The following is a 14623-nucleotide window of genomic DNA, read 5'->3' on the forward strand; positions in this document are numbered from 1 at the left end:
AGGCAGAGTTAAATTCTTTTCGTTTGATTGAAGGCAAAGAAGCCTTCATTATACTTGCACAAAGCGATGAGGTAAGCGCGTTTGCAGACCTCAGCCATTCATTTGGGTTAAACACTCATACAAGGACGAATAGCGATGCTAGGCTCCCACAAGAATGATCAGACAATTAGAATGCACACCGCTACCTTGGTGGGTAGCTTTTCCCGGCGCCAACAGTTCCGGCGCATGGCGCTGACGCTGTTGGCCGAGAAAGACGACACACTGTCGGACCTGGGTTATAAACGTTGGGAAATCAATGTTGCACTCAAGCTGCCGCTTCGGACCGATGCGATGGCTTTTCTGGAGCAGAACCGGCAAGCCTCTGGGCTCGAACACGACAACGAGAGCTTACGCTTTATGAAGGCGGGCAAACACCCTCGCGGTGTTTATCAATACGCTTGAGGCAAACTCAATCTACAGCGTGACTCGCTGAGCAAGCCCTCGCACTTCGGCAAGACTCGCGGCTGCTGAGGCAACCGCCAAGTCTTGAAGTCCTACACCGGTGCCGTCAAATAAGGTGATCTCCTGCTCTGATTGACGGCCCTGGTGTGAGCCATTAATGACCTCTCCAATGGGTGTGATTTGCTCGGCGAATAAGATCTTTGCGGCCACAGCATGCTGGGCTTCACCGATACTGATCGACTGGGCGATTTCATCAGTGAAGACCGACGCCCTCGCCAAAAGCTGTTGATCGACTTCTTGCTTTCCCTTGGTATCCGTACCCATGCAGGCGAGGTGCGTGCCGGGTTTTATCCAAGCGGCCTGCAGCAGAGGTTCTGAGGCCGACGTGATGGTAATAATAACATCCGATTGAGCCCCCAGAGTTTGTAAGGAAACGGCTTCGAAGGGTAGGCCATGTTCCCTGCAAACGTCAGCCAGCCGCGTCAGGTGCTCAGGGTGGGTATTCCAGGCCACTACTTTCTCGAAGTCGCGCTGCTCCAGCGCGGCGTGAAGTTGGAAGGTCGACTGAAAGCCTGCACCTATCATGCCTAACACTTTGGCGTTCTTTCGGGCTAGATGGGCAATCGAGACCGCGGACGATGCGGCGGTGCGAATGGCGGTCAGATAATTTCCACCTATGAGAGCCTTGAGTTGCCCGGTATCCGGGTCGAACAGCGCCACGATTGATTGATGATTGGTCCGCCCCTGAACGACATTGCCGGGCCAGTAGCCGCCCGCTTTTACACCTAAGACCAATCCTTCGCTGTCGAAACCAGATTTGAAGCCATAGAGTGCATTTGCATGTCCGATCGCTTCCCGCACCACGGGGAAATTGTAGGCGCTCCCCTTGGCCATGGATGAGAAGACCGACTCAACTGCCTGAAAGGCTTCATGGCGGCCAATCACTTTCTGGCAGGCGTCTTCGCTTACGATCAGAATCTGATGCGGTTGAGTTAATGCTTCGGATGAAGTGTCCATCGTTAGTCTCCTTTGTCATTTTAGCCAGCCCCCAAATCGCGTTCGGAGGCCTGGCGCAAGCTGAATCAGAACATTTTGCCGCGGGCGCTGACGGGCCAGAGCGTTTCGACCTTGCCGTTGCGAACGCCGACGTACCAATCGTGGACGTTGCAAGTCGGGTCGCAGTGCCCCGGTACCAGTTTGAGTTTTTCGTTGATTTTGAGTACACCCCGGGGGTCACTGATGACGCCATGCTCGTCTGAGCACTTGACGTATTCGACGTCGTCGCGGCCAAAGATAAACGGCAGGCCACTGTCTACAGATTGAGCTTTGAGACCCGCATCGCAGATAGCTTTATCGGCCTTGGTATGACTCATAACGCTGGTCAGGATGAAAAGTGCGTTCTCCCATTCGCCCTGATCGATGCGCTTGCCATCTTTGTCCAGAATGCGGCCATAATCGGCGTCCATGAAGGCGTAGGAGCCACATTGCAGTTCGTTGTAAACGTCGGAGTTGCTCTCGAAATAGTAAGAGCCGGTGCCACCGCCAGAGACAATTTCTGGCTTCAGGCCCACCGCCGTTAAACCATCCACTGCGTCTTGCACCATGGCAATGGCTGCCTCCAGTTTTGCCTGGCGTTCGTGGTAGGACGCCATGTGCTGCATGGCGCCCTGATACGCCTGGATTCCGGTGAACGTGAGGTTGGGTGCGGCATCGATGGCTTGGGCGATCGTGACCACATCCTCAGTGGAGTTCACCCCGCAGCGGCCCGCACCGCAGTCAATTTCGACGAAGCAGTGCAGTTTGGTACCATGCTTTTGGCACGCCATTGATAGATCCGAAACGTTAGCAACGTCGTCGACGCACACAATAATGCGTCCGCCATAGTTTGGCAGTTGGGCAAGGCGATCAATTTTTAGTGGATCACGCACCTGGTTGGAGACCAGCACGTCTTTGATGCCCGCACGGGCGAACACTTCGGCTTCAGAGGGTTTTTGGCAACAGACCCCAATGGCGCCCCCCAGGTCTTCTTGGAGTCGTGCTACATCAACGGACTTGTGCATCTTGCCGTGTACTCGGTGGCGCATGCCGTGCGCCTTGGCGTAATCGCCCATTTTCTTGATGTTGCGCTCCAGTGCGTCCAGATCGAGGATCAGACATGGGGTCTGAATCTCGCTTTCGTCCATGCCAATGGCGGCAGGAATGTTGTAACCAACTTCCAGTTCTTCAGTGTGAATAAACGTTGTCATGGTAGGGCTCCTAATCAATGTCTGTTTCAGGTCCAGGGAAGTGTATCCATATCCACATTGCCGCCGGTGATGATCACGCCCACCCGTTTGCCCCGGAAGATCTCGGGGTTTTTCAGGATGGCCGCCAGGGGTACTGCACAGCTGGGCTCAATAACAATCTTCATTCGTTTCCAGGTCAGCTTCATGGCGTCGATGATTTCCTCCTCGGTCGCCGTAAAAATGTCTGAGACAAAGTGGCTCACAAAATGCCAGGTCAGCTCCTTCAGCGGCACTTTCAACCCGTCTGCTACGGTATTGGGCGCATCATCGGCAATGATGTAACCGGCCTTGAGGGAGCGGGCGGCGTCGTCGGCATTGAGTGGCTCAGCTGCATAAATTGTCACCTTCGGTGCCAGGTTCGAAAGGGTCAGGCAAGTACCGGAAACCATGCCGCCGCCGCCAATCGGTGCGATCACCATGTCCAGGTCCGGGACCTGGTCCAGCAATTCCAGTGAGCAGGTGGCCTGCCCTGCGATGACCCTGGGGTCGTTATAAGGATGGACAAAATCGGCACCTGACGCGGCCATTACATCGGCAAAGACCGCTTCGCGGGAGCTGGTAGAGGGCTCGCACTCGATGATTTTGCCGCCGTAGCCGCGTACCGCGTCTTTTTTGGCCTGGGGTGCGGTATGAGGCATGACGACTGTTACCGGGATACCTCGCCGGCCAGCCGCATAAGACAGCGACAGAGCATGATTGCCGGAAGAGTGGGTGGCGACGCCAAGGGCCGCCTTCTCTTCGCTCAAGCCAAAGACGGCGTTGCAGGCACCGCGCACTTTGAAAACCCCGGCTTTTTGAAAGTTCTCACACTTAAAAAAGAGTTCGGCCCCGGTCAGCTCGTTCAGATAACGGGATGTCAGGACGGGCGTTTTGTGGATGTAGGGTTTGATCCGTTCGTGGGCGGACAAAACATCGTCAAATGTGGGTATCTGGTTCCTGTGATCACTCATGGTTCACCTCGTCAGTCTGTGTCTGCCGGTTACGCGGTGGTGGCGCGAAAATGGTTTTGGGCGGCGCGGACGCCCGAGCCCAGTTCAATGGGGTAGTCGAGATCCGCCATGGCCATCTCGATGGTGGCCAGTCCAGACAGCACCATGCTGTCTGTCAACGAACCCAGGTGGCCGATACGGAAGGCTTTGCCGTGCATTTCGCCAAGGCCAATGCCGAAGGAAACGCCGTACTTTGCAAACGTGTGGTCGGTCAGCTCGTTGCTGTCGAATCCTTCGGGCACATAAATGGCGGTAACGGTATTGGAATACAAATCAGGAGACTGAGCGCACAGCGCCATGCCCCAGGCATGTGCCGCCTGCCGCACGCCCTCGGCCAGCCGGAAGTGACGGGCGTAAACATTGTCTAACCCTTCTTCAAACAGCATTTTCAGGCTTTCTTTCAGGCCGTAGATCAGCTGCAAGGGTGGAGTGTAGGGAAAGCCGCCTTGGGCGTTGGCCGTCATCATGGCGCGAAAATCGAAGAAGGCACATGACAGTTTGGCGGTTTCCATCGCTGCCAGTGCTTTTTGGCTGACCGCGAGTATGGCCATGCCGGTTATCAGCATGAAGCCTTTTTGAGAGCCCGACACGGCAATATCAACACCCCAGTTGTCCATCTCGAACGGCATTGAGGCCAGGGAGCTGACGCAGTCAACCAGTAAAAGGGCAGGGTGAGAGCAGCTGTCCATGGCTTGACGAACAGCATCAATATCGCTTGTTACGCCGGTTGCTGTCTCGTTGTGGACAACCAGAACCGCCTTGATCTTGTGTTGAGTGTCGGCGCTTAAAGCTCGCTTAAACTCATTCGCCGGAGCACCGCTGCCCCACGGACATTCAATGATCTGAACGTCCAGCCCGTGACGCTGACACATCTCAATCCAGCGACGAGAAAACATTCCGTAGCGGGCGATTAATACCTTATCTCCAGGTGACAGGGTGTTGCAGATAGCCGCTTCCCAGCCACCGGTGCCGCTGGCGGGGAATAGGATGACTTCGCCAGATTGGGTGTTGAAAACCTTTTTGCAATCCTGCAAAAGCGGGGAGAGTGTTTCCACGAAGCCCGGCGAGCGGTGGTCGCTGCTCTGCACGTTCATCGCGAAGCGCAACCGATCGGGGATATTCGTGGGGCCCGGAATAAAGATTGGGTTTTGATCAGACATAAGGCGTTCTCTCTCCGTAATTGCGATTACCAGAAGCACCGTCACCGGACTGCCTCCTCCGCTTCATGTCTTCACAATAGGTCGTCGGGTTTTATTTTCGCAATATGAAAAATTTCCACAATGTGGAATTTAAAGGATAAATATCGCCTGAAATTTCAAGTATCTGGTTTATATGAGGTAAATATTTAGAAAAGGCATTATTATAATTTCCACATTGTGGAAAGTAGTATCCGTGTAATAGAATATTTACTAGTCGTACCTCTGATCTCACCTGACCGTTACACTCGGAGTTCCTGATGACTGACGCCAAAACTGAATCCCGGATTCAGGTCATTGACCGGGCCGCGCTACTAATGGATGCGATTGGGCGTTATTCCAAGCCGGTCAAACTGAAAACGCTGGGCGCCGAGACTGGGCTTGCGCCTTCCACGGCTTATCGAATTCTTCAGTCATTGATCAGCAATCGTTTTGTTGAGCGAGATTCCAACGGGGGTTACCGTCTGGGCCAGAAATTGCTGCAATTGAGCAATCGTCTGCATTCGGATATTGACCTGCGGGGGGTCTCGCTCCCTTACATGCGGGAATTGTGTGACCGATTGGGTGAAACCATCAATCTCACGATTCGAGAGGGTGATGTGGTGATCTATTTTGAAAAGGTGACGCCGAATCGCATGATGCATGTAAACCAGATCGTAGGTAGTCGCGCACCCTTGCATGTTACCGCTGTGGGTAAGCTCATGCTGGGCCTTGCGGGAGAGGATGAGATTGAGAGTTACGCCCGGCGAACCAATCTGCCCGCTTATACACGCAATACACTGTCTTCACTGAGCAAGCTTGAAGATGCTTGTATGACCAGCATTCGACAGGGCTACTCACTGGATAACGAAGAAGCTGAGATTGGCGTCGGTTGTATTGGCGTGCTGCTGTTCGAAAAGTCCGGAAATGTGAGCGCGGGGCTATCAATTTCCGCGCCGATCGAGCGGAGAAAAAATGAATGGATCGGTGAATTGAAGAAAGCCGGTGAGGAAATTTCCCGGCATTTAGGGTATCGGCCGGGTTAACGCCCTGGTGGGTCAGCGACGGCTAAGAGGCGAGGTGGCCGGGAGAGTGGCTCTGGATTAGTCAGTTTTCATCCCCATCAGGTTGGCAGCCTCCAGCTTACGACTTAAGTGACATCGGAGAATGTTGCCAAGACGCTCTCCATCGCGATCTTGAAGAGCCTCAATCATGTGTTCATGGTCTTTCACTGCTTTGTGCCAGTAATCGTCGGTCATCTGAGCGGAATATCGAATTCGTACAATACGTTGACTAAGGTTGTTATACATTTCCAGAAGCACGTCATTCTTTGACGCCAGCATGATGCATTCATGAATTGCCTGGTTGGCGCGGAAGTATTCCTTGAGTTCACCGCGGTGAAAATGCTCGACCATTTTAATGTGAAGTGCACGTATGTGGGTAATTTCAGCATCACTGATGTATTGGCAGGCAGTTTCACCGGACAACCCCTCCAGGGCGCCCATGATGTTGTAGGTATGCTCGACGTCCTTCGCGGTTAAACGGGTTACTCGAGCACCGCGATTGGGCAGCATTTCAATCAGCCCTTCGGATTTCAGAACTTTCAACGCTTCGCGGAGAGGCGTTCTGGAAATGCCGAATTTTTCGCAGAGCCCTTTTTCGGAAATTTTCTCTCCAGATGCCAGTGTGCCAAGTTCGATCAACTCTCTGATTCTGTCGGCAGCTTCTTGATAAAGAACTCTCTGTTGTATCTTTTCCATGTGATCTTTTCTTAAGATAAGTTGTGAGCTGCCGACAATTTTCATGGGGCAGTCGTATCTCAGGCACCAGCCGCCCAAGGGAGATCTATTGGTTCAAACAGCCCACAGGCTCCGATACGCTTTCGATCAAATCTCTCTGCATGGCCGAATCGATATTTGTATTCTTAAGCCAACAGGTCGACAAAAAACATAGAAAGATATGCCCGCAATCTGGGAGGCCAGGTACAGCGCTAGCGCGATCGGTGGGGCAATATACGCCATGGATAGGTAAGTCGTCATAACTGCGCCAAAATGAATAACGTCAAACCCGACGGCCTTCACTGCAGGACGAAACAACGGAACGAGTCAGTAAATCGTGGATACAGGATCGAGGCGTTCGCAATCACACCTTAGAGAATCAGATTTATGCTTGGGGGTATGACCACGTTGAATATCCAGCCCTCCGCCACCGTTGCGCACGCAAAGCCGATCGGATAACCGAACCGTCCGATACGTTATAAAAAAATTTACGGGCCGCGCGTTTACCGAGCGCGCGGCGGACAACACAAAGAAAGATGTGAGAATCAGAAACGAGGTTTTTCAAAACACATAACGGTCAAATCATCGATTTTATGTTCGTATTATGCTGACTCAATGCCACTCCCGTCGTGTGTTGCGAGCATGATAGCCTTTGCGATAGACAGTAGTTTTGCATCGGCCCCTTCCGCGCCGATGAACTGCATACCAATGGGCATGCCGTGGACACCTTTGCCTATGGGAAGAGAAATACAGGGCAGACCTAGAAGCGTCCAAGCTCGGCAATAGAGTGGATCGCCTGTAGCATCGTGGCCCAGAGGTGCTTGGCCGTTCACGCTGGGCGCCAAAATGACGTCCAAATCAAAAGTGAATCGCTTTGCGATCTCACGTCGGTGCCAGGCTGTTGCCTGAATGGCTGCTCGATAATCCTCGGGAGCCACGGCCAAGCCCTGCTCAATGATGGCCACAAGCTTTGGCCCCATTTGATCCCGGTACGTGTCATATTCGAAAGCGAGGGTTCGGGCGGCTTCATAAGCCATGACGCATTTTTGTACGTCGACCAAGGCGTCGAAGTTGGCGGGTAAATCAAGTTCGGTGACTTGGGCGCCGGCTTTCAATAGCATGCGGCGGGTGGTACCCAGTACGCTGACGGTGTCGACAGTGAGAGGGCCATCCAAGGGTAAAGCTCTGACACCGACCCGCAAACCATAAAGACTCAAGCCCTCAATCTTGGGCGGGGGCGACGCGGTGAGGACAGCAAACGCCAAGGCGATATCGTCAACGCTGCGAGCGAACCAGCCAACCGTGTCCAGGGACGGGCTGAAACCTTTAACGCCCGCCAGTGGGACCGTGTTAAATGTGGGCTTGAAGCCGATGACTCCGCAGAAGCTCGCCGGGCGTATAATACTGCCGGCGGTTTGAGTGCCAAGAGCCAGCGGAACCATGCCAGCTGCAACCGCCGCTGCTGAACCGCTGGACGACCCGCCCGGGGTTCGTCTGTAGTCCAGCGGATTGCGTGTTTTACCCGGTGTAAAGTAGGCAAGCTCTGTACTGACCGTCTTACCCACGATGGTCGCTCCCGCGCGTCGGAGCAGAGTAATGGCGGCGGCATCCCAAGGGGAGCGCTCCGAGCGGAGATACGATGTTCCCCATGTTGTCGGCATATCTTGGGTGTCGAAATTATCTTTTACGCCAATTGGAATGCCTGATAAAGCCGCTCCGTGCGACGCGTTCAGACCGTTCAGGCACTCTGTTTTCTCCTGCAGGTGCTGCCAAGCACAAACGTCCTTCTCGCGATCGGCTATGCGCGTAAAGCAAGCGTCAATCAGAGCCGCTGGCTCATCATAGCCTTCTGCGACTCGTTGTTGGAAATCAACGGCGGAAATCGTATTGAGATCTGAACAGGGCATAAAATATAAACCTCCTTGAACGGATGAATGCCATGGTTTCAACGCGGCCGAATCAACCAAACACGAAGTTTGGGAGCGCCAGGCTGATTGCCGGGATGTAGGCGATTAACAGGAGTAAAACGAGCATACCGATCAAGAACGGCATGACAGTCCGAACGAAATCGTAGATCCGAATTTCAGCAATAGCGCTCACTATGTACATCGCCATTCCGATGGGAGGCGTGATGAGTCCGACTTGAAGCCCAAAGATCACAATCACCCCCAGATGCACAGGATCGATTCCGAGAAGCACTGTGAGTGGAGCGAGAATCGGAACGATCAGAGCCAGGGCTGATATCGTCTCCATAAAGCAACCGATGATGAGGACGCCGGCAAGGATCGCAAGCATCGCTACCCAATATTGCGAGTCTTCTCCCAAGTCAAAGATAATCCCGCCGACTTGCTCACGGATAAGAATCCAACTGAACGCGCTTGCCATCATCACGATAAACATGAAAATACCAGTGTACTTAACCGTGTCGCGCACAACTCCGATCAGCTCCTCCTTCGTGAGTTCTCGACGAATCGCTATAAGTATCAGCCCATACGCTACGGCGACACCCGATGCCTCTGTTGGCGTAAAGAAGCCACTGAGTAAGCCACCCATCAGAATTACCGGCATCATCAGTTCTGGGATTGCCCCCATCGCCGCTTTCCAGAGTTCGCTAAAACGGAATTTGGACTTTTCGGACGCATGCTGTTTGGCCATTATGCGCACGATGAGCATAAAGACCAGCCCCAACAACACGCCTGGCACTGCACCGGCAAGGAACAGGCGTCCAACCGAAACCTGAGCCATTGCGCCGTAGATGATGAAGGGGATACTTGGCGGGATAAGTGGTCCAATACAAGCAGATGCTCCGGTCACAGCCGCAGCGAACCGTGGCGTATACCCCGCCTGTTTCATGAGCCGGATCTCTACTGCGCCGAGCCCCGCCGCGTCTGCGGACGAAGAACCTGACATGCCCGAAAAAAGCATGCTTGCCGCCACATTGACCTGCGCCAATCCACCGGTTAAATGTCCTACTAGCGCCTTTGCAAAATTCAGCAAGCGCATCGCCATCGGCCCCGTCGTCATAAGCAGGCCGACAAAGATGAACATAGGGATTGCCATCAGCGTAAACGAGTCCGCTGTAGCAACGGCCCGCTGCAGTAAAGCAGTGAGAGGAATACCTGTTTGCCAGAAGTAAAAAATTCCGGCCAAGCCAAATGCGAACGGTACGGGGATTCTGAGTAGAAGCCCGATCAGGAGAACCAGTATTCCAAGTCCAAGTTCGAACTCAGACAGCATGAGACGCCCTCCTACCCAGGCATTTGTCGACCGTATCAAGGGCGACAAAGGTCAGCATAATGAATGCGGCGACCGGAGCGCTTGCGTAAACGTACACCATTTGGATATTCAGCGCGGGTGAGTATGAAGTGGCAAACTCCAGGGCCTGCCAACCGTACGTCAGAAGAAAGATCAGGATTGCGACACAGACAACCTTCACGAAGAACTCATGCAAACCCTTGAGGCGATCCGGCATGATAGCGTTGATCGCATCAATGGTTACATGCTGTCCTTTACGAAACACAACGGCTGCACTTAGCCATGCCAGCCAGACAAATACATAGCGAGTAAGTTCTTCGGTCCAGGTGGGTGGAGCTTGGAGAACGTAACGGGAAAAAACCTGAGCGATGATGAGAGCCGCAATGATGACAAAGGCGCTTCCGGCAACGAAAATCAATGCATCTTCTATTTTATCCGCAGTCAGGCTCGCCCAATTTTGCGATTGCCGATCTTTGCTTGGTTGCGCAGCTATAGCCATAACCGATCCTCACACAGCACTCGATCCAAGTATGGAAAGCCGAAGAACCTATATTAGGATTTCCATTTCCTCAGGCTTTGTCTGTTTTCAATGATGGCCATAGGGCTTGAGAGCCCTATGGCCTGATTCACCAATCACCGAAGGCGCACGATTTCCTCATAGACACCCTCTTTCCACTTGTCGGCGTACTCAGTAGCGACAGACTCGACCAGGGAAGAAAATTCATTGAGGGTTTCTTTATCCAGCTCGATGATATTGACTCCCGCAGCTTCGAATTCCGCTAGGTACTTGCCATCGGCTTCAAATTCCCACTGGTTCGCGAGGGAGATCGCTTCGTCAATATTGTTCTCGAATGCGGCTTGTATTTCGGGGGATAAGTTCTGCCAGACGCGGTCACTGATTTCCCACCAGAAAGCCTCTCTTATGTGGGCGGTTAGGGTCACGTTGTCCTGCACTTCCTGGAAATTGTTAGCGACCATAATCGAGGCGGGATTTTCCTGCGCGTCAATGGTCCCGGTCTGCAGAGCCGTATAGACTTCGGGGAATGCCATCGGGACAGGTCTGGCTCCCAGCGCGCGGAAGGCATCAATTTGTACAGGGATTTCGCGGATTCTTATTCGCAGATCTTTCATATCCGCCGGACTCTGGACTTTTTTCTCGCTCGTGGTCAGGTGCCGAGGTGCACGGTGGGCCCATCCCAGGATGCGAATGCCCTTTTGGTCCAGAAACTGTTGATGCATCTCTTTGCCAATCTTTCCGTTTAATACTTTTGTAACGTGATCCGCATCAGCGAACACATAGGGGAGCAGGAGTGCACCGTATTCAGGTGCCAGGACCGAGATTATCTGGGCTCCGCTGACGCCCATTTGAATGGCGCCAGACTGGAGCATGTCGTAGGTTTCTCGCTCGCTCCCGAGTTCGTGTGTATGGAAGTAACGAAACTTGACGGCACCTTCTGTTTCTTCTGTCACTGCATTGCCGAACCATTCCAGAGCTCGGGCGGTGGGCGTGCCCACCCCCATTTCGTGATTGACCTGAATCGTGGTCACGTCGGCTTTTACGGTTGCGGCGAACGAGATCGAAATGGCAATGGCAATCTGGACTATGGTTAACTTATGGAACAGTGAAATTTTCATTGGCTCTCCCAATATATTTATGTTCATAGATTTAGAAGTCCGATACGAGCATTTAGGTCAACCTCATTCTCTCTGTTTTTTTGCAATGTCTCCGTACAAGTCTGGCCGTCGCGCTTTCATGTAGCCGAGCTTCGCTCGGGCCAGTTCGACAACTGATGTATCAATTTCCCAACCGAAATCGACGCCTGGTTCACGGTCTTTTTGTACAGCGATCTCGCCTTCGGGCGTGATTACGCAGGAACTACCGTAGAAGTCAGCCGGACTGACTTTGTCGACAGTAAGTTCATCCCCGCCTTTGTTTACTGCAACTACCCATACCCCGTTTTCAATCGCTCTGATTTGGAGCTCTTGAACGAACATTGCGGAGCGGAAGCCACTTGAGGACGCAGGAACAATGACCACCGAAGCGCCATTAAGGGTCAGTGCCCGCCAGGCTTCAGGGAAGGACCGGTCATAACAGATCAATATGCCTACCCGCACGCCCTTGATGTCCCAAATGGCGAAGTTGTTACCCGCAGAGAAATAAAAACGTTCAAAGCCACGGGTTTTTCCATAGTTAATATTCGGAATGTGGGTCTTGCTGTATTGACCTTTGACAGCCCCGTCTGTACCCATCAGGACAGCGGTGTTCAGATATTTCTCGTCGTCTTTGTGGAACAGCGTTCCCACTACCTCGCATCCCCCCCGTACCGCCAATTTGGAAAGACATTCTGTTGTCGGGCCAGGAATAGACTCCGCCAGCGCAAACCACTTGTTGTCTTTCTCCAACGGGAAGTAAGGCGTTGATATGAGCTCAGGGAAAATCAACAGGTCCGGAGAGTGTCGTTCGACAGCTTGCATTCCAAGCGTCTCGATCGCGTCGAGTTGAACCTCCAGGGAGCCTGCGTAGGGCCCAAGCTGTACGCAGGCAATTTTTAAAATCATTGATAAATGTCCATTTTCGGCGTTGGCTTTATCTTATAGTAGAAATGAATAATGAATGCAATAGTTGGCCGCCTCGTTAAACGGTGGCCAGACGATCACAAATATGGTCCCCAGAGATCTTCAACACCGACCAAGGCAGCCAGCTTGCTAGCGACGGTTTGACCAGCATTTTCGATGAACATCAAATCAAGATCAGCAAGGATGATAACGGTAGGAGAATTGACAACGTCATCGTGGAGAGACTTTGGCGCAGCGTGAAGTATGAAGAGGTCTATCTGAATGCATACGATGATGTGGTAATGGCCCGACGATCTCGAAACATCGGAACGTGTCAATTTTCAGTTCGTCCCCTAAAAGACATGGCTCGACCTGTTTACCGTCGGCAAGTGTGGTGAACAGGAGAAGGTCAAATGGCGACAGGCCAGCTACTTCCATCCGGTGACCTGATGGGCGGCGCCGTCGAGTTTATTGATAAGCTGCGTGTGGGTACGATTTCCATTGAACGCTGCAAAAGCCACTTTGGCGGTGCTAAGTGACCTAGAGTACGTTCTGGTATTCCTGAACCTCGATAACGGACGCCTGGAAGTGCTCGGCGTCCAGCGCCCGGGTGCGGCTAAGAAAGCGGCCCTGTATTAGTCGGTTACCATCCCTGTCAGATTTGCGGCTTCCAGCTTGTGATCCAAGTGATTCCGGAGAATGTTGCCAAGACGTTTTCCATCGCGGTCCTGAAGTGCCTCAAGCATGTTCTCATGATCATTTACTGCTTTGTGCCAGTAATCGTCGGTCATCCGAGAGGAATAGCGAATTTGTTTAATACGCTGACTCAAGTTACTAAATATTTCCAGCAACAAATCGTTTTTTGAAGCAAGCATGATGCATTCGTGAATTTGCTGGTTAGCGCGGAAGTATTCCTTCAGTTCGTTACGATGAAAATGCTCTACCATTGTAATATGGAGCGCACGTATATGGGCAACTTCAGCGTCACTGATGTTTTGGCAGGCGGTTTCACCGGACAACCCTTCCAGCGCGCCCATGATGTTGTAGGTGTGCTCGACGTCCTTAGCGGTCAATTGAGTTACTCGAGCACCGCGATTTGGCAGCATTTCAATCAGACCTTCGGATTTCAGAACTTTCAATGCTTCGCGGAGGGGTGTTCTGGAGATGCCGAACTTTTCGCAGAGGCCCTTTTCGGAAATTTTCTCTCCCGGCGCCAGTGTGCCGAGTTCGATCAATCCTCTGATTCTGTCAGCAGCTTCTTGATAAAGAACTCTCTGTTGTATCTTTTCCATGTGACCTTGTCTTAAGAGAAATGGTGAGCTGCCGGCAATTTTCGTGTGGCAGTTGTATCTCAGGATGGAATCCTGCCCTAAACTATACATTGAATTTAGAATTCAAAATAAGGTGCAGCGCGCCGCTTTGCAAGGCTCAAAGGCCTTTAATGCCCTCTTTCGGTGATGGTGCTCCATCCGTTCTGAATGTTCTGGGGACGTAACAGCTGGGCCATTCCCCGAGACCGGAAACTTCTATTTAGATTTTCTCATCTTGAACGATCCAGGATAATTATATGGCAGGTAAAGTTTTTCGATCCAGTGTAAAAATTTCAAGGGCGCAGGCTCGCCAAATCGTAGACGGTGCATTTGCTATGGCACGAGCCCGGGATATGGATCCGCTGACGGCGTTTGTTATGGATGGGGGCGGCAACATGATTGCCGCTGAACGGGAAGATGGCTGCGCGCCGCTGCGCCTTCCGGTGTCAAGGGGCAAGGCGTTTGCTGCTCTGGGGAATGGTGCTTCCAGCCGAACGGTGGGCGAGCGCAACGAGCTACGACCCGCTTTTTTAGCGTCAGTTGCGGCTGCGGCAGACGGTCAGTTTGTACCGGTAGCGGGTGGTGTGTTGATTCTAGACTTAAACGATGAAGTGATCGGCGCAGTGGGAATTAGCGGTGCTTCTTCAGATGAGGATGAGCAGGTAGCGATTGCCGGAATTGAAGCTGCAGGTTTTAAGGTGGGAACCGCTCCCGACTGAGACTGGGGGCGGCTATCGCTCGTTTTTAAAGCGAAACGTGGCCGCGTTCGTTCTGTTCATTTTCAACAAGAGGACGGGCGCTACCGTGTGCCCAATTTTTTGCACTCAATGCTCA

16 protein-coding genes and 1 pseudogene are annotated in these 14623 nt (G+C 52.6%); 5 read left to right on the forward strand and 12 right to left on the reverse strand.

The window, feature by feature from the left end; translation table 11 throughout:
* Positions 1-171 precede the first annotated feature (171 nt).
* On the forward strand, positions 172-441 hold the full coding sequence (locus MRBBS_RS01610; protein WP_014869672.1) for a hypothetical protein: 270 nt from the start codon (positions 172-174) through the stop codon (positions 439-441).
* 12 nt (positions 442-453) lie between these two features.
* Here the strand turns inward: MRBBS_RS01610 and bhcD are convergent, their stop codons facing one another.
* The 4 genes from bhcD to bhcA form a co-directional block, all read right to left on the reverse strand.
* A complete protein-coding gene (gene bhcD / locus MRBBS_RS01615; RefSeq protein WP_014869673.1) occupies positions 454-1458 on the reverse strand; it encodes an iminosuccinate reductase BhcD in 1005 nt (334 codons plus the stop codon).
* 65 nt (positions 1459-1523) lie between these two features.
* Complete coding sequence (gene bhcC, locus MRBBS_RS01620) at positions 1524-2687, reverse strand: 3-hydroxy-D-aspartate aldolase BhcC (protein ID WP_041635021.1); 1164 nt, start codon at positions 2685-2687, stop codon at positions 1524-1526.
* Between the two features lie 26 nt (positions 2688-2713).
* Entirely contained in the window at positions 2714-3676 is a 963-nt protein-coding gene (bhcB, locus tag MRBBS_RS01625; RefSeq protein ID WP_014869674.1) for a beta-hydroxyaspartate dehydratase BhcB, read from the reverse strand.
* A gap of 29 nt (positions 3677-3705) precedes the next feature.
* Complete coding sequence (gene bhcA, locus MRBBS_RS01630) at positions 3706-4875, reverse strand: L-aspartate--glyoxylate aminotransferase BhcA (protein ID WP_014869675.1); 1170 nt, start codon at positions 4873-4875, stop codon at positions 3706-3708.
* Positions 4876-5171: 296 nt separating this feature from the next.
* Here bhcA and MRBBS_RS01635 point away from each other — a divergent pair, with 296 nt between their 5' ends.
* On the forward strand, positions 5172-5936 hold the full coding sequence (locus tag MRBBS_RS01635; protein ID WP_014869676.1) for an IclR family transcriptional regulator: 765 nt from the start codon (positions 5172-5174) through the stop codon (positions 5934-5936).
* 57 nt (positions 5937-5993) lie between these two features.
* Here the strand turns inward: MRBBS_RS01635 and MRBBS_RS01640 are convergent, their stop codons facing one another.
* The 7 genes from MRBBS_RS01640 to MRBBS_RS01665 form a co-directional block, all read right to left on the reverse strand.
* On the reverse strand, positions 5994-6650 hold the full coding sequence (locus tag MRBBS_RS01640) for a GntR family transcriptional regulator (protein WP_041635022.1): 657 nt from the start codon (positions 6648-6650) through the stop codon (positions 5994-5996).
* A gap of 126 nt (positions 6651-6776) precedes the next feature.
* On the reverse strand, positions 6777-6986 hold the full coding sequence (locus tag MRBBS_RS20375; protein WP_083846968.1) for a TRAP transporter large permease subunit: 210 nt from the start codon (positions 6984-6986) through the stop codon (positions 6777-6779).
* A 284-nt stretch (positions 6987-7270) separates the two neighbouring features.
* Entirely contained in the window at positions 7271-8575 is a 1305-nt protein-coding gene (locus MRBBS_RS01645; RefSeq protein ID WP_014869678.1) for an amidase, read from the reverse strand.
* A 52-nt stretch (positions 8576-8627) separates the two neighbouring features.
* Positions 8628-9905, reverse strand: coding sequence for a TRAP transporter large permease (locus tag MRBBS_RS01650; protein ID WP_014869679.1), 1278 nt, complete (start codon positions 9903-9905; stop codon positions 8628-8630).
* Entirely contained in the window at positions 9895-10422 is a 528-nt protein-coding gene (locus MRBBS_RS01655; RefSeq protein WP_014869680.1) for a TRAP transporter small permease, read from the reverse strand. Before MRBBS_RS01655 ends, MRBBS_RS01650 begins: the two co-directional genes overlap by 11 nt.
* A gap of 134 nt (positions 10423-10556) precedes the next feature.
* On the reverse strand, positions 10557-11558 hold the full coding sequence (locus MRBBS_RS18595; RefSeq protein ID WP_014869681.1) for a TRAP transporter substrate-binding protein: 1002 nt from the start codon (positions 11556-11558) through the stop codon (positions 10557-10559).
* A gap of 63 nt (positions 11559-11621) precedes the next feature.
* Entirely contained in the window at positions 11622-12482 is an 861-nt protein-coding gene (locus tag MRBBS_RS01665) for a carbon-nitrogen hydrolase family protein (RefSeq protein ID WP_014869682.1), read from the reverse strand.
* Between the two features lie 110 nt (positions 12483-12592).
* Between MRBBS_RS01665 and MRBBS_RS19825 the strand changes: the two are divergent.
* Both MRBBS_RS19825 and MRBBS_RS20190 read left to right on the forward strand, forming a co-directional pair.
* Positions 12593-12793: pseudogene (locus tag MRBBS_RS19825) on the forward strand (IS3 family transposase); the annotation flags it as partial.
* 99 nt (positions 12794-12892) lie between these two features.
* The gene (locus tag MRBBS_RS20190) at positions 12893-13018 is read left to right on the forward strand and encodes a hypothetical protein (RefSeq protein ID WP_014869683.1); all 126 of its coding nucleotides are present in this window, start codon (positions 12893-12895) and stop codon (positions 13016-13018) included.
* Between the two features lie 96 nt (positions 13019-13114).
* Here MRBBS_RS20190 and MRBBS_RS01670 read toward each other — a convergent pair whose 3' ends face one another.
* On the reverse strand, positions 13115-13771 hold the full coding sequence (locus tag MRBBS_RS01670; RefSeq protein WP_014869685.1) for a GntR family transcriptional regulator: 657 nt from the start codon (positions 13769-13771) through the stop codon (positions 13115-13117).
* A gap of 275 nt (positions 13772-14046) precedes the next feature.
* Here MRBBS_RS01670 and MRBBS_RS01675 point away from each other — a divergent pair, with 275 nt between their 5' ends.
* Entirely contained in the window at positions 14047-14508 is a 462-nt protein-coding gene (locus MRBBS_RS01675; RefSeq protein WP_014869686.1) for a GlcG/HbpS family heme-binding protein, read from the forward strand.
* The last annotated feature ends 115 nt before the right edge of the window (positions 14509-14623 follow it).

It is taken from the genome of Marinobacter sp. BSs20148, assembly GCF_000283275.1.
Lineage (GTDB): Bacteria > Pseudomonadota > Gammaproteobacteria > Pseudomonadales > Oleiphilaceae > Marinobacter > Marinobacter psychrophilus.